Below are 15,317 nucleotides of genomic sequence, written 5' to 3' on the forward strand. Positions count from 1 at the left end.
GCGCGCTAGCTGGCGATCGCCTCGCGGCTCTGCAGCCGCATTTCAAGGTCGTTCATGACGATCGCGGCCAGGTCCTCGAGCGTCCGGGTGTCCTCGGCGGTGAAGTGCCGCGGCTGCCGGTCCAGGATGCAGAACGTGCCGAGGTTGAAGCCGTCCGGGGTGCGCAGCGGAACGCCGGCATAGAACTGCAGGCCAAACTCCCCGGCTACGAGCGGGTTGGACAGGGTCCGCGCGTCCCTCGCGGCGTCCTCGATGATCCAGGGCCCGTCCTGCAGGATCGCCGAGGCGCAAAGCCCCGGATCCCTGCCGATCTGGGTGACTTCGGTGCCGTGGTGGGCCTTGAACCAGATCCGGTCGTGGTCCACGACGCTGACAATGGCGACCGGCACCGAAAACACGCGGGCTGCCAGCGCCGCGATCCGGTCAAAGGCGCCGTCCGCCGGGGTGTCGAGGATCCGGTACCGCTCGACGGCGCGCATCCGGCCGTCCTCGTCGTTCGCCGCCGACGCACTGTGCTGCCGGTGACGGCCGGCGCCGTTGATGACTTCCTGGCGCAGGGCAAGGGAAACCTCGCGGGCGTCCGGCCGGGTGGCCGGATCGCGGGACAGCATGGAGGACAGCAGCGCCACCCACATGGGGGCGAGCTCCTCCGGGATCTGCGGGTCGTGGAGCAGCCGGGCGACGGCGGACTGGATCGGCGCGCCAGGGTAGGCCATCTTGCCGGTCAGCCCCTCAAGCAGCACGAGTCCGAGCGAGTAGATGTCGCTGGCCGGGCCGGCCGGTTCACCCCCGGCCTGCTCTGGGCTCAGGTAGGCCGGGGTCCCGGAGGTGCCGCCGTCGTCGTCCGCGCGGTTGTGCCCCAGGATGGCCGCGACGCCGAAGTCGGTCAGTTTGGCCCGGGGGCGGCGGTCGTCGTTGCTGTAGTCCACCAGGAGGATGTTGGCCGGTTTGATGTCCCGGTGCACGATCCCGTGGTGGTGGATGTAGGAGAGCCCGTCAGCCAGGTCGTAGCCGATGTGGGCCATGTGCGCGGCGGAGAGCGGGCCCTGCAGGGACCGGTGGCGCAGGTCCTGGCCGCGGACGAGTTCCATCACGAGGTAGGTCAGCCGGGACTCCGGATTGCTGAGGTCGGCGCCGGCGTCGAACAGGGTCACCAGTGCGTGGTGGCTCATCCCCGCGAGGATCCGCACTTCCTGGCCCTGGCGACGGGTGTGCTCAAGATCGTCCACGTCGTTGCGGAAGAGCTTGACCGCCACCTCGCGCTGCAGCAGTTCGTCGTGCGCCCGGTAAACAGTTGATTGGCTTCCCCTGCCAATGAGGGCCTCGATCCGGTACCGCCCGCTGAGCAGGAGGCCGGATTCCATAGATATTGTCAACGAGTTTTCTTGTTCCCTCAATACGGGTCCGCACATGGAATCGGACAGAGCAGTCCCAAAAGCCGGCCAGATCGACAAGCGCCCGCGAAATTAGCAAGGTTACTTATGTTACCGCGGAATGCGGATTCCGGAAGACCTGCGGGCGGGAAATTTCCGGGACCCCGGCGGGGCTCGCGAAGGCTATTTAGCCGGGTTGTGCGTGCCGATCGGCACCAGCGTCAGATCCGGGTGGTTCTTCTCGATCCGGCGCAGCGCCCAGACGTCGTTGAACAGGGCCAGATACTCGCCGTCGGAACGCAGCAGCACCTCGGCGCCTTGTACGTTCGCGAGCGTGGGCATGGCGTCCGCCGTCGTGATCCTGGCCAGCGAGTAGGGCAGCCGTTCGAGCCGCATCGGGGCGCTGAAGTCGTGTGCCATCCGGTCCTCAACCACTTCGAACTGCATAGGACCGACGGCGGCCAGCACAGGGGCCTGGTCGCCACGGATGTCGGAACGGAGCACCTGGATGACGCCCTCGTGCTCCAGCTGTTCGATGCCGCGGCGGAACTGCTTGAAGCGGCTGGGGTCCTTGGAGCGGGCCACCTGGAAGTGCTCGGGGGCGAACAGCGGGATCGCCGGGAACTCCACCGGCTGCTCCAGGAACAGGCTGTCCCCCACGCGCAGCGAGGAGGCGTTCACGAGGCCCACGACGTCACCGGGGAAAGCCTCGTCGATCACCTCGCGTTCGCGGCCGAACACCTGCTGGGCGTACTTCGTCGCGAATGATTTCCCGGTCCGTCCCTGCGTGACCACCATGCCGCGTTCGAAGACGCCGGAACAGACCCGGATGAACGCGACGTGGTCACGGTGGGCCTTGTTCATGCCGGCCTGGACCTTGAAGACGAACCCGGCGAACGGGGCGTCCACGGGGCGCGCGGCGCCCTCAACGTCGGGCCGCGGGGCAGCGGGAGGGGCGAAGTCCACGAGGGCATCGAGGATTTCCTTCACGCCGAAGTTCAGCGCGGCGGAGCTGAACAGGATAGGCGTCGCCTTGCCGGCGTGGAAGGCCTCGACGTCGAACGCCAGGTTGGATTCGATCACCAGGCCGGCCTCGTCCACGGCGTTGGACCAGTCGCCGCCCTGGCTGGCGGCGGCCTCCTCCGGGGTGAAGTACTCCGTCAGGGCGATGTTGGCGCCGGCATTGTTGCGCTTGAACTGGGCAAAGCGGTCGTTGCGCAGGTCCCAGACGCCGCGGAAGTCGCCGGAGATGCCGACCGCCCAGGTCAGGGGCATGGGCTGCAGGCCGGTCCGTTCGGTGATCTCATCCATCAGGGCCAGGGCGTCCAGGCCGGGCCGGTCCCACTTGTTGATCACGGTGATGATGGGCAGGTTCCGCTGCTTGCAGACCTCGAAGAGCTTCATGGTCTGGGTTTCCAGGCCCTTGGCGGCGTCCACGAGCATCACGGCGCAGTCCACGGCGGCCAGCACCCGGTAGGTGTCCTCGGAGAAGTCGGCGTGGCCCGGGGTGTCCAGCAGGTTGATGACGGTGTCGCGGTAGGCGAACTGCAGCGCTGCCGAGCTGATCGAGATGCCGCGGTCCTTCTCCATCTGCATCCAGTCGGAGACGGTTTCCTTGCGGTTGGCCTTGCCGCTGGACGCGCCGGCGGTGCCGATCACCTTGGCGTGCAGGGCCAGGGCTTCAGTCAGCGTGGACTTGCCGGCGTCGGGGTGGGAGATGACTGCGAAGGTCCGGCGCCGGGCTGCCTGCTTGTGAATCTCGTGGACTCTGGCGGGGCTGTGGACTTCTTGGGACACGGTGCTACTTTCGCTGCGGCTGGGAACGGGCCACGGCGCGGAGAGCCCGCGGTACACCCTAGGCATCAAGTTTATCGCAGGCGGCGGCAGGCCCGGGCGGACGACCGAAAACGCGGGTTCCGCCGGCGGGCGGACGGCCGTCTGCGCGGGACCCCCGGGGCAGGCGTAAATGGGGCACTTTGAGGCTTGACCGTGCGGAAACAGCCCGCCGTTGCCCCTATGATGGTGCATACGGGAAACCGGGCACTTTTGTTCTTGCCGGCCGCTGATGGATTTGTCATCAAAACCGGCGCACTTGCGGGCTGCGGCCTGCACCTTTGAAAGGGAATACCTATGGCTCGGAGTCCCGAGGATGCACTTAAGGCGACTCTGGCCAGGGTGGCGCCGGGGACGGCCCTGCGGGACGGCCTGGAGCGAATCCTCCGCGGACGTACCGGCGCCCTGATCGTGCTGGGCATCGACCGGACCATCGAATCCATCTGTTCGGGTGGCTTCGAAATCGGCATCGACTTCTCCCCCACCCGGCTGCGTGAACTGGCCAAAATGGACGGCGCCATTGTCTGCGACAAGGATGCGAGCAATATCCTGCGGGCCGGCGTCCAGCTGGTGCCCGATTCGAGCATTGAGACCCAGGAGACGGGAACCCGGCACCGGACCGCTGAGCGCGTTGCCATCCAGACCGGCGTTCCGGTCATCTCCGTGAGCCAGTCGATGCAGATCATCGCGCTTTACGTCAACGGCCTGCGCCACACCTTGGAAGGCTCGGAGAAGGTCCTGGCCCGCGCCAATCAGGCCCTCGCCACACTGGAGCGGTACCGCTCCCGCCTGGACCAGGTGACCAGTTCGCTGTCGGCCCTGGAGATCGAAGCCATGGTGACGGTCCGCGACGTGGCCGTGACCCTGCAGCGCCAGGAGATGGTGCGGCGCATCTCCGAGGAGATCTCCCAGTATGTGCTGGAACTCGGCGAGGACGGCCGTTTGCTCTCACTCCAGCTGGACGAACTGACGGTAGGCCGAGGGCCGGGCAGCGACGTGATCATCCGGGACTACTCGGGCCCCAGCGCCTCCGCCGCGGATATCGAAAACGCCGTCAAGGCCCTGGTGAACCTGGGCCCCACCGAGCTCATCGACCTGGGCAAGATCGCTGGCATTGTCGGCTTCGCCGGCGGTGAGGCGAACCTCGACGCCGTCGTGCAGCCGCGCGGATACCGCCTGCTTTCCGGGCTCAAGGCGGTGCCGAAAGCCGTTGCCGACCGCCTGGTGGACCACTTTGGCGGGCTGCAGTTCCTGATGGCTGCCACCATTGATGACCTCATGACGGTGGACGGCATCGGCGACCAGCGCGCCCGGACGGTCCGCGAAGGCCTGAGCCGGATGGCCGAGGCCAGCCTGCTGGACCGGTTCCTCTAGACCGGTTCCTTTGGGCCCCGCCTAACCCCTGTCCGCTGCTCCGTAACCGCCCTTTTCGGCCCGCAAAACGGCACCTGCGGAGCAGTCGAAGTGGACTAGCCGAGCTGGAAGACGGCCTTGGGGCTGGTCTTGTTGCCGAGCCTGGCGGTGAAGACGTAGTAGGCACCGCCGCCGCCCGGCTGGGCGTCCACGACCTTGCAGCCCTCAGTGGACCGGTTGCGGTTCCACGGGAAGTTCGCCGTCTCGCTGCCGCCGGGGCGGATGGTCTTGACCAGGTCGCTGCTCTCCGCCTGGCAGTCCCGGGACGAGAAGATCCGGTCCGAGCCGCTGGTGATCAGGTACTCCATCTGCGAGGTCCCAAGGTTGACCTCGCACGAAACCTTGTTGCCGTTGGTGACCTTGAGGGTCAGCAGCGGGTTCTCGCCAGCCGCGTAGGCGGCCTTGTCCGTGGCCGCGGTGACCTTCAGGAGCGTCTCGTCACAGCCAGCTCCCGCCGTCGGCGGGGCCCCGGCGGACGCCTCCGTGCTGGCGGGGGTGCTGCCGGGCTTGGCCGTCTGGGTCGAGTCACCGGACGTGGCCGCCGGTCTTTCGCCGTTGAGGACGCTGGAAATCGCAGCGAAACCGCCGACAGCGAGGGAAAGCACCAGCACCAGGGCGGCTCCGACGAAGAGCCGGCGTCGGCGGTAGACAGGGCTGAGGGGTTTCCGGGCCGGCCTGCCGCTGGTCTTTGCCTTGGCGGAAGCCTTCGGTCCCGAACCGTGCGTTCCTGAGTTGCCTTGCCTGACCATCCTTCTAGGCTAGATAACGCCGCGGGTTATGCCGGCCCACCACGCCGCTGGCCGCACTATGGTGCCCGTCTCTATTAAGCTGGTTCGATCAAAGCCTTAGCCGATTCCCCCGCCCTCCCCGCCGCCGCGGCCCTCCCGCCGGTGCCGGCTGTGCCGGCTGTGCCGCTCGCCGAGCTGCACGCCGCCCTGGACTCCTGGTTTCGTGACACCGCCCGCGATCTGCCCTGGCGGGCGGCGGACTGCTCCGCCTGGGGTGTGCTGGTCAGCGAAATCATGCTCCAGCAGACCCCCGTGGTCCGGGTGCTGCCCGTGTGGGAGGAATGGCTGCGGCGCTGGCCCGCGCCGGCCGATCTCGCCCGGGAGCCCGCCGGGGAGGCTGTCCGGTCCTGGGGCCGGCTGGGGTATCCGCGGCGGGCGCTCCGGCTGCACGCGGCCGCCGCCGCGATCGTGGACAACCATGGCGGCGCGGTTCCCGGCAGTTACCCGGAATTGCTGGAGCTTCCCGGCGTGGGCAGCTACACGGCCGCCGCCGTCGCCGCGTTCGCCTTCGGCGGCAGGGCGACCGTGGTGGACACCAACATCCGCCGGGTCCACGCTCGGCTGTTCACCGGGACCGCGCTGCCGGCGCCGGCCCTGACGGCCGGCGAAATGCGGCTGGCCGCGGAGCTGCTGCCCGACGAAGATGCCGCCTCGGTGCGCTGGAACGCCGCCGTGATGGAGCTGGGGGCGCTGGTCTGCACGGCCCGGGCGCCGAAGTGCGGTCAGTGCCCCGTCCGCGGCGCGTGTGCCTGGCTCGCCGCCGGCGAACCTCCCCCCACCTACACGCCAAAGGGGCAGGCCTGGCACGGGACGGACCGTCAGGTGCGCGGAGCCGTGATGGCCGTCCTGCGCCTGGCCGAATCACCGGTGGCCCGCGAACTGCTGGAACAGGCCCCCGCGGACCTAGGCTTCGACGCCGACGGGATCGGGGTCCCGCTCGCGGCGCTGCACCGGCTGAACCCGGCGCCCGAGCAGCTGGAACGGGCCCTTGCCGGGCTACTCAGCGACGGCCTGGCCGAGCTGCACCCGGGCGGTCTGCGGCTGCCCGGATGACCTGGTCCCAACTACACCTAGGGCTCGCCGAAGCCGGCCTTGATCAGCCCGCCCAGGTAGTCGACCGCCTTGCCCGCGTCCGCCCCGCTGGCTTCGATGTGCAGCACGGTTCCTTTCCCGGCGCCAAGCATCATAAGTTCCGTCATGGATGCACCGTCGACCCCGTTGATGGTGACGTCGGCATCCATCCCGGCCAGGCCGCCGGCAATCTTCGCCGCGGGCCGTGCGTGCATCCCGGCCAGGTTGACGAGTTCGAAGTCGCCCTGGGCATCCGGCGGCTGCTGGTGCGCGTGTTCGGGCCCGTGCGGGTGGGCCGGCGGGCGGTAGACGGCTTCGGCCGCGTCCTTCACGGTTCCGGCGTCGGCCCCCGCCTGAGCGGAAACGGCTGCCGCGACGAGTCCCTCGATCAGCGGGGCATCGGCCAGCTGGATTGACTCCGGATCGGCGGCGAACTCCACCGCCGATTCCGCTGTCATGACGGCGGAACCGAGGTCGGTGAGCACCACGATGCCGCTTCCCCCGGACGCCCGTTCCAGCGCGGCCATCACCTTCTCCAGGCTGGTTCCGATCCGGCCGTCGTCGGTGCCGCCGGCCGCCACGATCATGACATCGGGCGCCATTTGGGCGGCGAGTTCGACGGCGCCGTCGGCGATCTTTTCGCTGTGCGAGACGACGACGAGCCGGACCGTCATCCGGCGGCCCCCACGGCGGCGCGCAGGATCAGGGCACTGGATACGGCTCCGGGGTCGCGGTGGCCGATGCTGCGCTCCCCCAGGTAGCTGGCGCGGCCCTTCCGGGCCAGCATCGGGTCGGTGGACACAGCGCCGGCCTCGGCCGCATCGGCCGCCGCGGCCAGGACCTTGCGGACGTCGCCGTCGCCGGCGGCGGCCGCCGAGGCATCCACGGCAGGAGTCCAGGCATCCACCATCGTCTTGTCGCCGGATTCGGCCTTGCCGCGGGCCACGATGCCGTCGCGGGCCGCCTGCAGCGCCGCTGCCAGCGTGGCGGCGTCAATGTCGGCAGCGTCCCCGAGGGCCGTCGCGGCCCGCAGGAAGGCTGTTCCATAGAGCGGCCCGGCGGCGCCGCCGACCTTCGACATCAGGGTCATGGCGGTGAGTTTCAGTGCCGCCCCGGCAGTTTCCGGGGGCGCTTCGGCGAGTTTGTCCATCACGGCCTTGAAGCCGCGGTCCATGTTCTCGCCGTGGTCGGAGTCACCGATCGGCCGGTCCAGCTCAATGAGTTCGACCCTGTGCTCGGCCATTGCCTCGGCGGAGAGCGTCAGCCACCGCACGGCCCAGCCGACGTCCAGCCCCACGTTCAGACGCCCCAGCGCAGGGCGGCGGTGTGGACGGGCGCGTCCCAGAGCCCGGTCATTTCCTCGTCGAGGCGCAGCACGGTGATGGAGCAGCCCTGCATCTCAAGCGAGGTGATGTAGTTGCCCACCAGCGAGCGCGCCACGGTGACGCCCTGATCCGCAAGCCTTTGCGCGGCCCGGCGGTAGACGATGTACAACTCGCTCAACGGTGTGCCGCCCATGCCGTTGACGAACAACAGGACCTTCTCCCCCGAGGCGAGGCCAAGGTCGCTGACGACGGGATCCAGCAGGCGGTCGGTGATGCCGTCGACGGGCTCCATCGGAATCTTGTGCCGGCCCGGCTCGCCGTGGATGCCGATGCCGATCTCGATCTCGTTGTCCTCGAGCTCGAAGCTGGGCACCCCGGCGTGCGGCACGGTGCACGCGCTCAGGGCCACGCCCATGCTGCGCACGTTTTGGTTGACGCGGTCACCGATGGCGGCGACGGCGTCGAGGCTGTCGCCGCGTTCGGCGGCGGCCCCAGCGATCTTCTCGACCAGGACGGTTCCGCCGACGCCGCGGCGCCCTGCGGTGTAGAGCGAGTCCTGCACGGCGACGTCGTCGTTGACCAGCACCGTACGGACCTCCACGCCCTCGGCCTGCGCCAGTTCGGCGGCGGTCTCGAAGTTCAGCACGTCGCCGGTGTAGTTCTTCACGATGTGCACGACGCCGGCGCCGGAGTTCACTGCAAGCGTGGCCGGCAGGATCTGGTCCGGGGTGGGCGAGGTGAACACTGCGCCGGGAACCGCGGCGTCGAGCATCCCCAGTCCGACGTAGCCGCCATGCAGGGGCTCGTGGCCGCTGCCGCCGCCGGAAACCAGCCCGACTTTTCCTGCCACCGGGGCGTCCTTGCGGACGATGTATTTGGGATCCGGGTAGACAGTCACAAGGTCGGCGTGAGCAAGCCCGAACCCCTCCACTGACTCGTCGACCACGGCCTTGGGATCATTGATGAGTTTCTTCATGGCTGTGCTCCCTGGATGGTTGTCCTGGCTGCTTGCTTAGACCCTACTACCGGGGCCCTGCCAGCGGTAGGCTCCGGGTTCAACCACTGCCGGGACGCTCAGGGCCCGGGTGCAGCCTCCGGCGCGAAGCTCGGCCAGGCGTCCGGACCGAGAGCCACCCGGGGCTGGAGCCGGCGCGCGGCGGCATCGGCGCCCCCGCAGCGGTCGCCACCGGGTGAGTCCGGCTGCACCGGAACGGCGTCCACCGTCATTTGGAATGCGGAGAAATCTGGAAAAATCACGCGATTCTGCAATTTCTGCCTCCGGAAGCTGGCGGCCCGCCCCATCGGGCCGGGATCAGTTTATCCACCAAGTTGATTTGGCGGAAGACCCCGTTTCAGGCAGCTGCCGGAAGCGCCTAGAGCGTCCGGATCATGCGGGTGTTGCCCAGGGTATTGGGCTTGACCCGCGCGAGGTCCAGGAATTCGGCGACGCCTTCATCGTGTGAGCGCAGGAGCTCCGAGTACACCACCGGATCCACGGCCGTCTGATCCGCCATCACGTCGAAGCCATGCTTCTTGAAGAAGTCCACCTCGAAGGTCAGGCAGAACACGCGGGAGATGCCGAGCGCTTTCGCATCCTCCAGCAGGCGTTCCACCAGCAGGTGTCCGACGCCCTTGCCGCGCCACGCGTCCGAGGTGGCCAGGGTGCGCACCTCCGCCAGGTCCTCCCACATCACGTGCAACGCGCCGCAGCCGATCACCTCGCCGTCGGGCGCTTCGGCGATCCGGAACTCCTGGAGGCTTTCGTAGTACGCGACGGTTTCCTTGGCCATCAGGATCCGCTGGTCGGCCAAGGGTGCCACCAGGGTCTTGATGGCGGCAACGTCGCCGGTGCGGGCAGGGCGGATGCGGATCGTCTCAGTCACAGCCCAATCCTACGGCGCGGGCCCTTGCGCCCCGCCCGGCCTTGGCCGGCCGGGGCGGGGCCGGGCGGCTCAGAGACCGAGCTCGTCCGGCACCGGGATGTCCTTGTCCAGCAGGTTCCTGGCCAGGAAGTGCTCGACGACGCCGTACCAGACCTTGGCGTGCTGCGGCTGCAGGATCCAGTGGTTCTCGTCCGGGAAGTAGAGGAAGCGGTGGTCGGTTTCGCCGTTCTCGTCGGCCGCCAGCTGCGACTTTGAGAGCAGTTCGTACCAGAGCCGCAGCCCCTCGCCGATCGGCACGCGGTAGTCCTTGTCGCCGTGGATGACCAGCATCGGCGTGCGGATCTTCTCCACATGCAGGTGCGGAGAATTCTCCGCGGCCATCTCCGCAGTCATTTCCTTCAGCCAGTACTGCGCTGAGTCCGTGGTCGGGCCGAACTGGTCCAGGGCCCACAGGCTTGCATGCGTGACGATCGCCTTGAACCGGTCCGTGTGGCCTGCCACCCAGTTGGCCATGTAGCCGCCGAATGATCCGCCCATCGCCGCGGTGCGTGTCTCGTCGATGTCGGGGCGCTGCTCGACGGCGTCGGTGATCGCCATCAGGTCCAGGAACGGAGCCTTGCCCCACTCGCCCCAGCCCCGCTGGATGTGCTCCTGGCCGTAGCCGGTGGACAGGGCCGGGTCCGGGAGCAGCACCGCGTAGCCCCGGGCCACGAGCAGCCACGGGTTCCAGCGCCAGGTCCAGGCGTTCCAGGAGCCCAGCGGGCCGCCGTGGATCCAGAGCAACAGCGGTGCCGGGTTTCCGGCCGATGCATCTTCCGGAAGGGCAAGGTAACCGGGCACCCGGCTGCCGTCCGCCGAGGTGGTCTCCACCCGCTCGAGCTTGCCGCGGTAGGCAGGGCGCCCGGCCGGGGCCGGCAGCCGGGTGACGTCGCCGCTGGCGAGGTCGATCCGGACGGCTTCCGCCGGAAATTCGTAGGAACTGCGCAGCGCATAGGCGCTTCGTCCGTCCGGGGAGACGGCGACGTCGGTGTAGGCGGCCGCGTCGGCCGTCAGCCGCACGGGTGCAGCCTCCCCGCCGGCGTTGCCGGGCACGGCGATGCGGAACACCGGCGAAGCCCCGTCTTCATCCGCCGTCACAAGCACGGCCGATCCATCCGGAAGCCAGGCTGCGGGGTGGCCCCAACGGTCCCAGCCTTGCGCGAGCGGCGTCAGCGCCGCATCGCCGCCGTCGCTGTCGCCCGAGACATCGAGGAGGTGCAGCGCGATCCTGGGCGCCTGCTCCGGGGTGGTGTCTGTCTCGCTGAGCACCACCAGGGTCCGGCCGTCGGGGCTGACCGGGCCGGGGAAGTAGCTCATGCCCTCGGTGTCGAGCAGGACCCGGCGGGTGCCGGCGGCGACGTCGACGGCCACAAGCACGGTGCGGGAGTCGGCATTGGCGAGCGGCCGGGTGAAGCTGCTGTAGACCGTCTTCCCGTCCGGGCTGACGGCGATATCCGCCTCACGGAGTCCGTTTCCGGCGTCGGGGGTCAGGTTGCGCAGCTTGACCGGCGGGAGGGCGTCGACCGTCACCGGCTTCCCGGGCTCCGGCTCCGCACCGGGCTCGACGGCGAACAACCGGGGCTGCGCGGGGCCCAGGTCCGCGTCCCAATAGCGCACCGGGTAGCCGCTGTGCAGGATTGCGGCCACCTTGTTGTCCTTGCGGTCCTTGCGGCGCTCCTCGTCGTTTTCCTCGTCGGTGGAACCGGCGAGGACTGACGCCGTGACAAAGAGGGCGTCGGCCTCTTTCGCGGCCAGGAGGCCGCCGATGCCGCCGGCCCGGGAGAGCGCGACGCGGGCCTCTCCGCCGTCGGCCGGGAGGACCCAGAGGGCGTTGACCGGCTCGGCATCCGGGCTCTCGGGGTCCGGGCGCGCGGAAGTGAAGTACAGGCTGCCGTCCGCCGCGAACACGGCGCCGGCCTCGCCCTTGGCACTGCGCGTGATCCGCCGGGCCTGCTTTTTGCCCGCAGGATCCAGCTCCCACAGCGCGGTACGGTATTCGGTGCCCTTGTCGTTGAGCGTGGCCACGGTGGTGACGAGCCGTGCGCCGTCGGGGCTCAGCGCCAGGCCGCTCACCTTCGGGATGGCGAGGTAGTGGTCCAGGTCGTGGAACGGGGTCTCGGGGTGTTCGGCCGGGGTCTGCGTATCGGAAGAAGCCATGCCCCCGATTCAACACCTCTTGTGCGCCGGATCACACCCCGTTCACTCAGAGTGAAACACTGCTTTCATATTCAAAGGTGCCGAAATCGCAGCGGGCTCTCAGGGACTGTTGGCATGATGAGTCCATGAACCCTGAAAAGTCCCTGCCTCGACGCTCCCTGCTGCTCGGTGCCGGCGCCCTGGGCGGCAGCGCCCTGGCCCTCTCGGCCTGCACCGCTTCGCCGACCGGCACCCCGGCGACGACGGCGGCCGGCCCCTCTGTTCCGGCCGGCACCGCGGTCAAGGTGGGCAAGCTCAGCGATGTATCGGTGGGCGGCACGGCCACCGGGAAAATCAACGGCAAGACGGTGGTGATCTTCCGGCCGGATGACAAGACCGTCCTGGCGTACGACGCGGCATGCACCCACGCCGGCTGCCCGGTGGCCCCCGCCGGGGAAGACTTCCAGTGCCCGTGCCACGGCTCCTCCTTCAAGGGATCCGACGGCAGCGTGATCAACGGTCCGGCCCAGGCGCCGCTGGCCAGGCTGAAGGCGGCTATCGACGGCGAATGGATCATCGTCACCGCCTGACACGGCCGTCCCACGTCAAATACAAGGGCCCGCGGCAAGAAGGGCCCGCGGCAAGCGGCGCCAGCGGCAAAAAGGCCCCGGCCGCCTCCTTGAAGGAAGCGGCCGGGGCCTTTTACTTGGAACGTTATCGCTTGGCGCCTAGACGCTCGGAGCGATTTCCGGGATGCGCGGCTTGGCGTTGCCGGCGAAGGTGAACTTCGCGTCGTCGCCTTCGCCTTCCACGTCTACCACCACGATGTCGCCGGCGTGCAGTTCGCCGAAGAGGATCTTCTCGGAGAGCTGGTCCTCGATCTCGCGCTGGATGGTGCGGCGCAGCGGCCGGGCACCCATCGCCGGGTCGTAGCCGCGGGTGGCCAGCAGCACCTTGGCCGCGGGCGTGAGCTCGATGCCCATGTCCTTGTCCTTGAGGCGCTTCTCCAGGCGGGTGACGAACAGATCCACGATCTCGATGATCTCGTCCTGGGTCAGCTGCGGGAACACCACCACGTCGTCAACACGGTTCAGGAACTCGGGGCGGAAGTGCTGCTTGAGCTCCTCCGTGACCCGGGCGCGCATCCGGTTGTAGCCGGTCTGCGTGTCCGTCCCGGACTGGAAGCCGGTGGCGACGCTCTTGGAGATGTCCCGGGTGCCGAGGTTCGTGGTCATGATGATCACGGTGTTCTTGAAGTCCACCACGCGGCCCTGGGAGTCGGTCAGGCGGCCGTCTTCCAGGATCTGCAGCAGCGAGTTGAAGAGGTCGGCGTGCGCCTTCTCCACTTCGTCGAACAGCACCACGGAGAACGGCCGGCGCCGGACCTTCTCGGTCAGCTGGCCGCCTTCCTCGTAGCCCACGTAGCCCGGAGGGGCACCGAAGAGCCGCGAGACGGTGTGCTTCTCCGAGTACTCGGACATGTCCAGCGTGATCAGCGCGTCTTCCTCGCCGAACAGGAACTCCGCGAGGGCCTTGGCCAGTTCGGTCTTGCCGACGCCGGTGGGGCCGGCGAAGATGAACGAGCCGCCCGGACGCTTCGGATCCTTCAGGCCTGCACGGGTACGGCGGATCGCCTGGGACAGGGACCTGATGGCCTCGTTCTGGCCGACCACGCGCTTGTGCAGTTCGTCTTCCATCTTCAGCAGGCGCGAGGATTCTTCCTCGGTCAGCTTGAAGACCGGAATGCCGGTGGAGTTCGCCAGCACCTCGGCGATGAGATCCTCATCCACCTCGGAGATGTCGTCCATGCCGCCGGTCTTCCACTGGCGTTCCTTCTCGGCGCGCTCGGCAATGAGCTTCTGCTCCTTGTCGCGCAGCGAGGCGGCGCCTTCGAAGTCCTGCGCGTCAATCGCGGATTCCTTCTCGAGCTTCATGGCCGCGATCTTCTCGTCCATGACCTTGAGCTCCGGCGGGGCGGTCATCCGGCGGATGCGCAGCCGCGCGCCGGCTTCATCGATCAGGTCGATCGCCTTGTCCGGCAGGAAGCGGTCCGAGATGTAGCGCTCGGAGAGGCTGGCCGCCGAGGCGAGGGCGCCGTCGGTGATCGTGACGCGGTGGTGCGCCTCGTAGCGGTCACGCAGGCCCTTGAGGATCTCGATCGCGTCGGCGACGGAGGGCTCCTTGACCTGGATCGGCTGGAAGCGGCGCTCCAGGGCGGCATCCTTCTCGATGTGCTTGCGGTACTCATCCAGCGTGGTCGCACCGATGGTCTGGAGCTCACCGCGGGCCAGCATGGGCTTCAGGATCGAAGCCGCATCGATGGCACCTTCGGCAGCACCGGCACCCACCAGAGTGTGGATCTCGTCGATGAAGAGGATGATGTCGCCGCGGGTGCGGATCTCCTTGAGCACCTTCTTCAGGCGCTCTTCGAAGTCACCGCGGTAGCGGGAGCCGGCCACCAGGGACCCGAGGTCCAGGGTGTACAGCTGCTTGTCCTTGATGGTCTCCGGCACGTCGCCGCGGACGATCGCCTGGGCCAGGCCCTCGACGACGGCGGTCTTGCCGACGCCGGGCTCGCCGATCAGCACCGGGTTGTTCTTGGTGCGGCGGGAAAGGACCTGCATGACGCGTTCCATTTCCTGCTCACGGCCGATCACCGGGTCCAGCTTGTTCTCGCGTGCGGCCTGGGTCAGGTTGCGCCCGAACTGGTCGAGGACGACCGAGCCTGCGGGGGTGCCTTCGGCCTGGCCGGAGCCAACGCCGGCACCGGCGGATTCCTTGCCCTGGTAGCCGGAGAGCAGCTGGATGACCTGCTGGCGGACGCGGTTCAGGTCCGCTCCGAGCTTGACCAGCACCTGGGCGGCCACACCTTCACCCTCGCGGATGAGGCCGAGCAGGATGTGCTCGGTGCCGATGTAGTTGTGGCCCAGCTGCAGGGCTTCGCGCAGCGAGAGCTCCAGCACCTTCTTGGCGCGCGGGGTGAAGGGGATGTGGCCGGACGGGGCCTGCTGGCCCTGGCCGATGATCTCCTGCACCTGCTCGCGGACGCCGTCGAGCGAGATGCTCAAGGACTCGAGGGCTTTGGCGGCAACACCTTCACCCTCATGGATCAGACCCAAGAGGATGTGTTCGGTGCCGATGTAATTGTGGTTCAGCATGCGTGCCTCTTCTTGGGCAAGCACAACTACGCGACGGGCACGGTCCGTAAATCGCTCAAACATTTCGCCACACTCCTAGCTACGACGTACTTTGATGCTACGTGGCGGAGTTCGAGATTTGTGGCTTGTTCGCCACGGGGGAAACCCGGACGGGTCCCGGGCGTCACGGCGGTCCGCGGATACCGGCCGGCCGGGGCCCTGGCTCGGCCCCGGTCAGGGCTGCGCTCCCGCCCGGTTACTTCTTCCCAAATCCTGAAGACACGGCGTGTCCTCGGCTTATTGAGGCATTTTCCGGAGG

Annotated in this window: 12 protein-coding genes; 3 read left to right on the forward strand and 9 right to left on the reverse strand. The window is 68.4% G+C overall.

Annotated elements, in window-relative coordinates:
• Positions 1-5: 5 nt before the first annotated feature.
• Both AC1DBL_RS10110 and AC1DBL_RS10115 read right to left on the reverse strand, forming a co-directional pair.
• Positions 6-1,376 carry a protein kinase domain-containing protein gene (locus AC1DBL_RS10110; protein ID WP_476926028.1) on the reverse strand — a complete coding sequence of 457 codons (1,371 nt, stop codon included), beginning with the start codon at positions 1,374-1,376 and terminating at the stop codon, positions 6-8.
• 180 nt (positions 1,377-1,556) lie between these two features.
• Complete coding sequence (locus tag AC1DBL_RS10115) at positions 1,557-3,170, reverse strand: peptide chain release factor 3 (RefSeq protein WP_476892997.1); 1,614 nt, start codon at positions 3,168-3,170, stop codon at positions 1,557-1,559.
• Between the two features lie 333 nt (positions 3,171-3,503).
• Here AC1DBL_RS10115 and disA point away from each other — a divergent pair, with 333 nt between their 5' ends.
• On the forward strand, positions 3,504-4,580 hold the full coding sequence (gene disA, locus AC1DBL_RS10120; RefSeq protein ID WP_441418120.1) for a DNA integrity scanning diadenylate cyclase DisA: 1,077 nt from the start codon (positions 3,504-3,506) through the stop codon (positions 4,578-4,580).
• Positions 4,581-4,675: 95 nt separating this feature from the next.
• Here disA and AC1DBL_RS10125 read toward each other — a convergent pair whose 3' ends face one another.
• A complete protein-coding gene (locus AC1DBL_RS10125; protein WP_441418121.1) occupies positions 4,676-5,368 on the reverse strand; it encodes a hypothetical protein in 693 nt (230 codons plus the stop codon).
• A gap of 255 nt (positions 5,369-5,623) precedes the next feature.
• On the opposite strand from AC1DBL_RS10125, the gene AC1DBL_RS10130 reads away from it, so the two are divergent.
• Positions 5,624-6,460 (forward strand): HhH-GPD family protein, encoded by an 837-nt coding sequence (locus tag AC1DBL_RS10130; RefSeq protein ID WP_441418181.1) that lies wholly within the window; start codon positions 5,624-5,626, stop codon positions 6,458-6,460.
• Positions 6,461-6,477: 17 nt separating this feature from the next.
• Here the strand turns inward: AC1DBL_RS10130 and dhaM are convergent, their stop codons facing one another.
• The 5 genes from dhaM to AC1DBL_RS10155 all read right to left on the reverse strand — a co-directional run bounded on the left by dhaM (position 6,478) and on the right by AC1DBL_RS10155 (position 11,882).
• Entirely contained in the window at positions 6,478-7,152 is a 675-nt protein-coding gene (dhaM, locus tag AC1DBL_RS10135; protein WP_476926029.1) for a dihydroxyacetone kinase phosphoryl donor subunit DhaM, read from the reverse strand.
• A complete protein-coding gene (gene dhaL / locus AC1DBL_RS10140) occupies positions 7,149-7,775 on the reverse strand; it encodes a dihydroxyacetone kinase subunit DhaL (protein ID WP_476892999.1) in 627 nt (208 codons plus the stop codon). The genes dhaM and dhaL overlap by 4 nt, the downstream gene beginning before the upstream one ends.
• Before the next feature lie 2 nt (positions 7,776-7,777).
• Positions 7,778-8,779 carry a dihydroxyacetone kinase subunit DhaK gene (gene dhaK / locus AC1DBL_RS10145; protein ID WP_441418124.1) on the reverse strand — a complete coding sequence of 334 codons (1,002 nt, stop codon included), beginning with the start codon at positions 8,777-8,779 and terminating at the stop codon, positions 7,778-7,780.
• 397 nt (positions 8,780-9,176) lie between these two features.
• Positions 9,177-9,686 carry an amino-acid N-acetyltransferase gene (locus tag AC1DBL_RS10150; protein WP_441418125.1) on the reverse strand — a complete coding sequence of 170 codons (510 nt, stop codon included), beginning with the start codon at positions 9,684-9,686 and terminating at the stop codon, positions 9,177-9,179.
• Positions 9,687-9,755: 69 nt separating this feature from the next.
• Positions 9,756-11,882, reverse strand: a complete 2,127-nt coding sequence (locus AC1DBL_RS10155; protein ID WP_476926030.1) for a S9 family peptidase — start codon at positions 11,880-11,882, stop codon at positions 9,756-9,758.
• A 125-nt stretch (positions 11,883-12,007) separates the two neighbouring features.
• On the opposite strand from AC1DBL_RS10155, the gene AC1DBL_RS10160 reads away from it, so the two are divergent.
• Positions 12,008-12,451 (forward strand): Rieske (2Fe-2S) protein, encoded by a 444-nt coding sequence (locus AC1DBL_RS10160; protein ID WP_476926031.1) that lies wholly within the window; start codon positions 12,008-12,010, stop codon positions 12,449-12,451.
• Between the two features lie 138 nt (positions 12,452-12,589).
• Here AC1DBL_RS10160 and AC1DBL_RS10165 read toward each other — a convergent pair whose 3' ends face one another.
• On the reverse strand, positions 12,590-15,082 hold the full coding sequence (locus AC1DBL_RS10165) for an ATP-dependent Clp protease ATP-binding subunit (protein WP_441418128.1): 2,493 nt from the start codon (positions 15,080-15,082) through the stop codon (positions 12,590-12,592).
• Positions 15,083-15,317 lie beyond the last annotated feature (235 nt).

Source organism: Arthrobacter sp. 10T44, assembly GCF_056393885.1.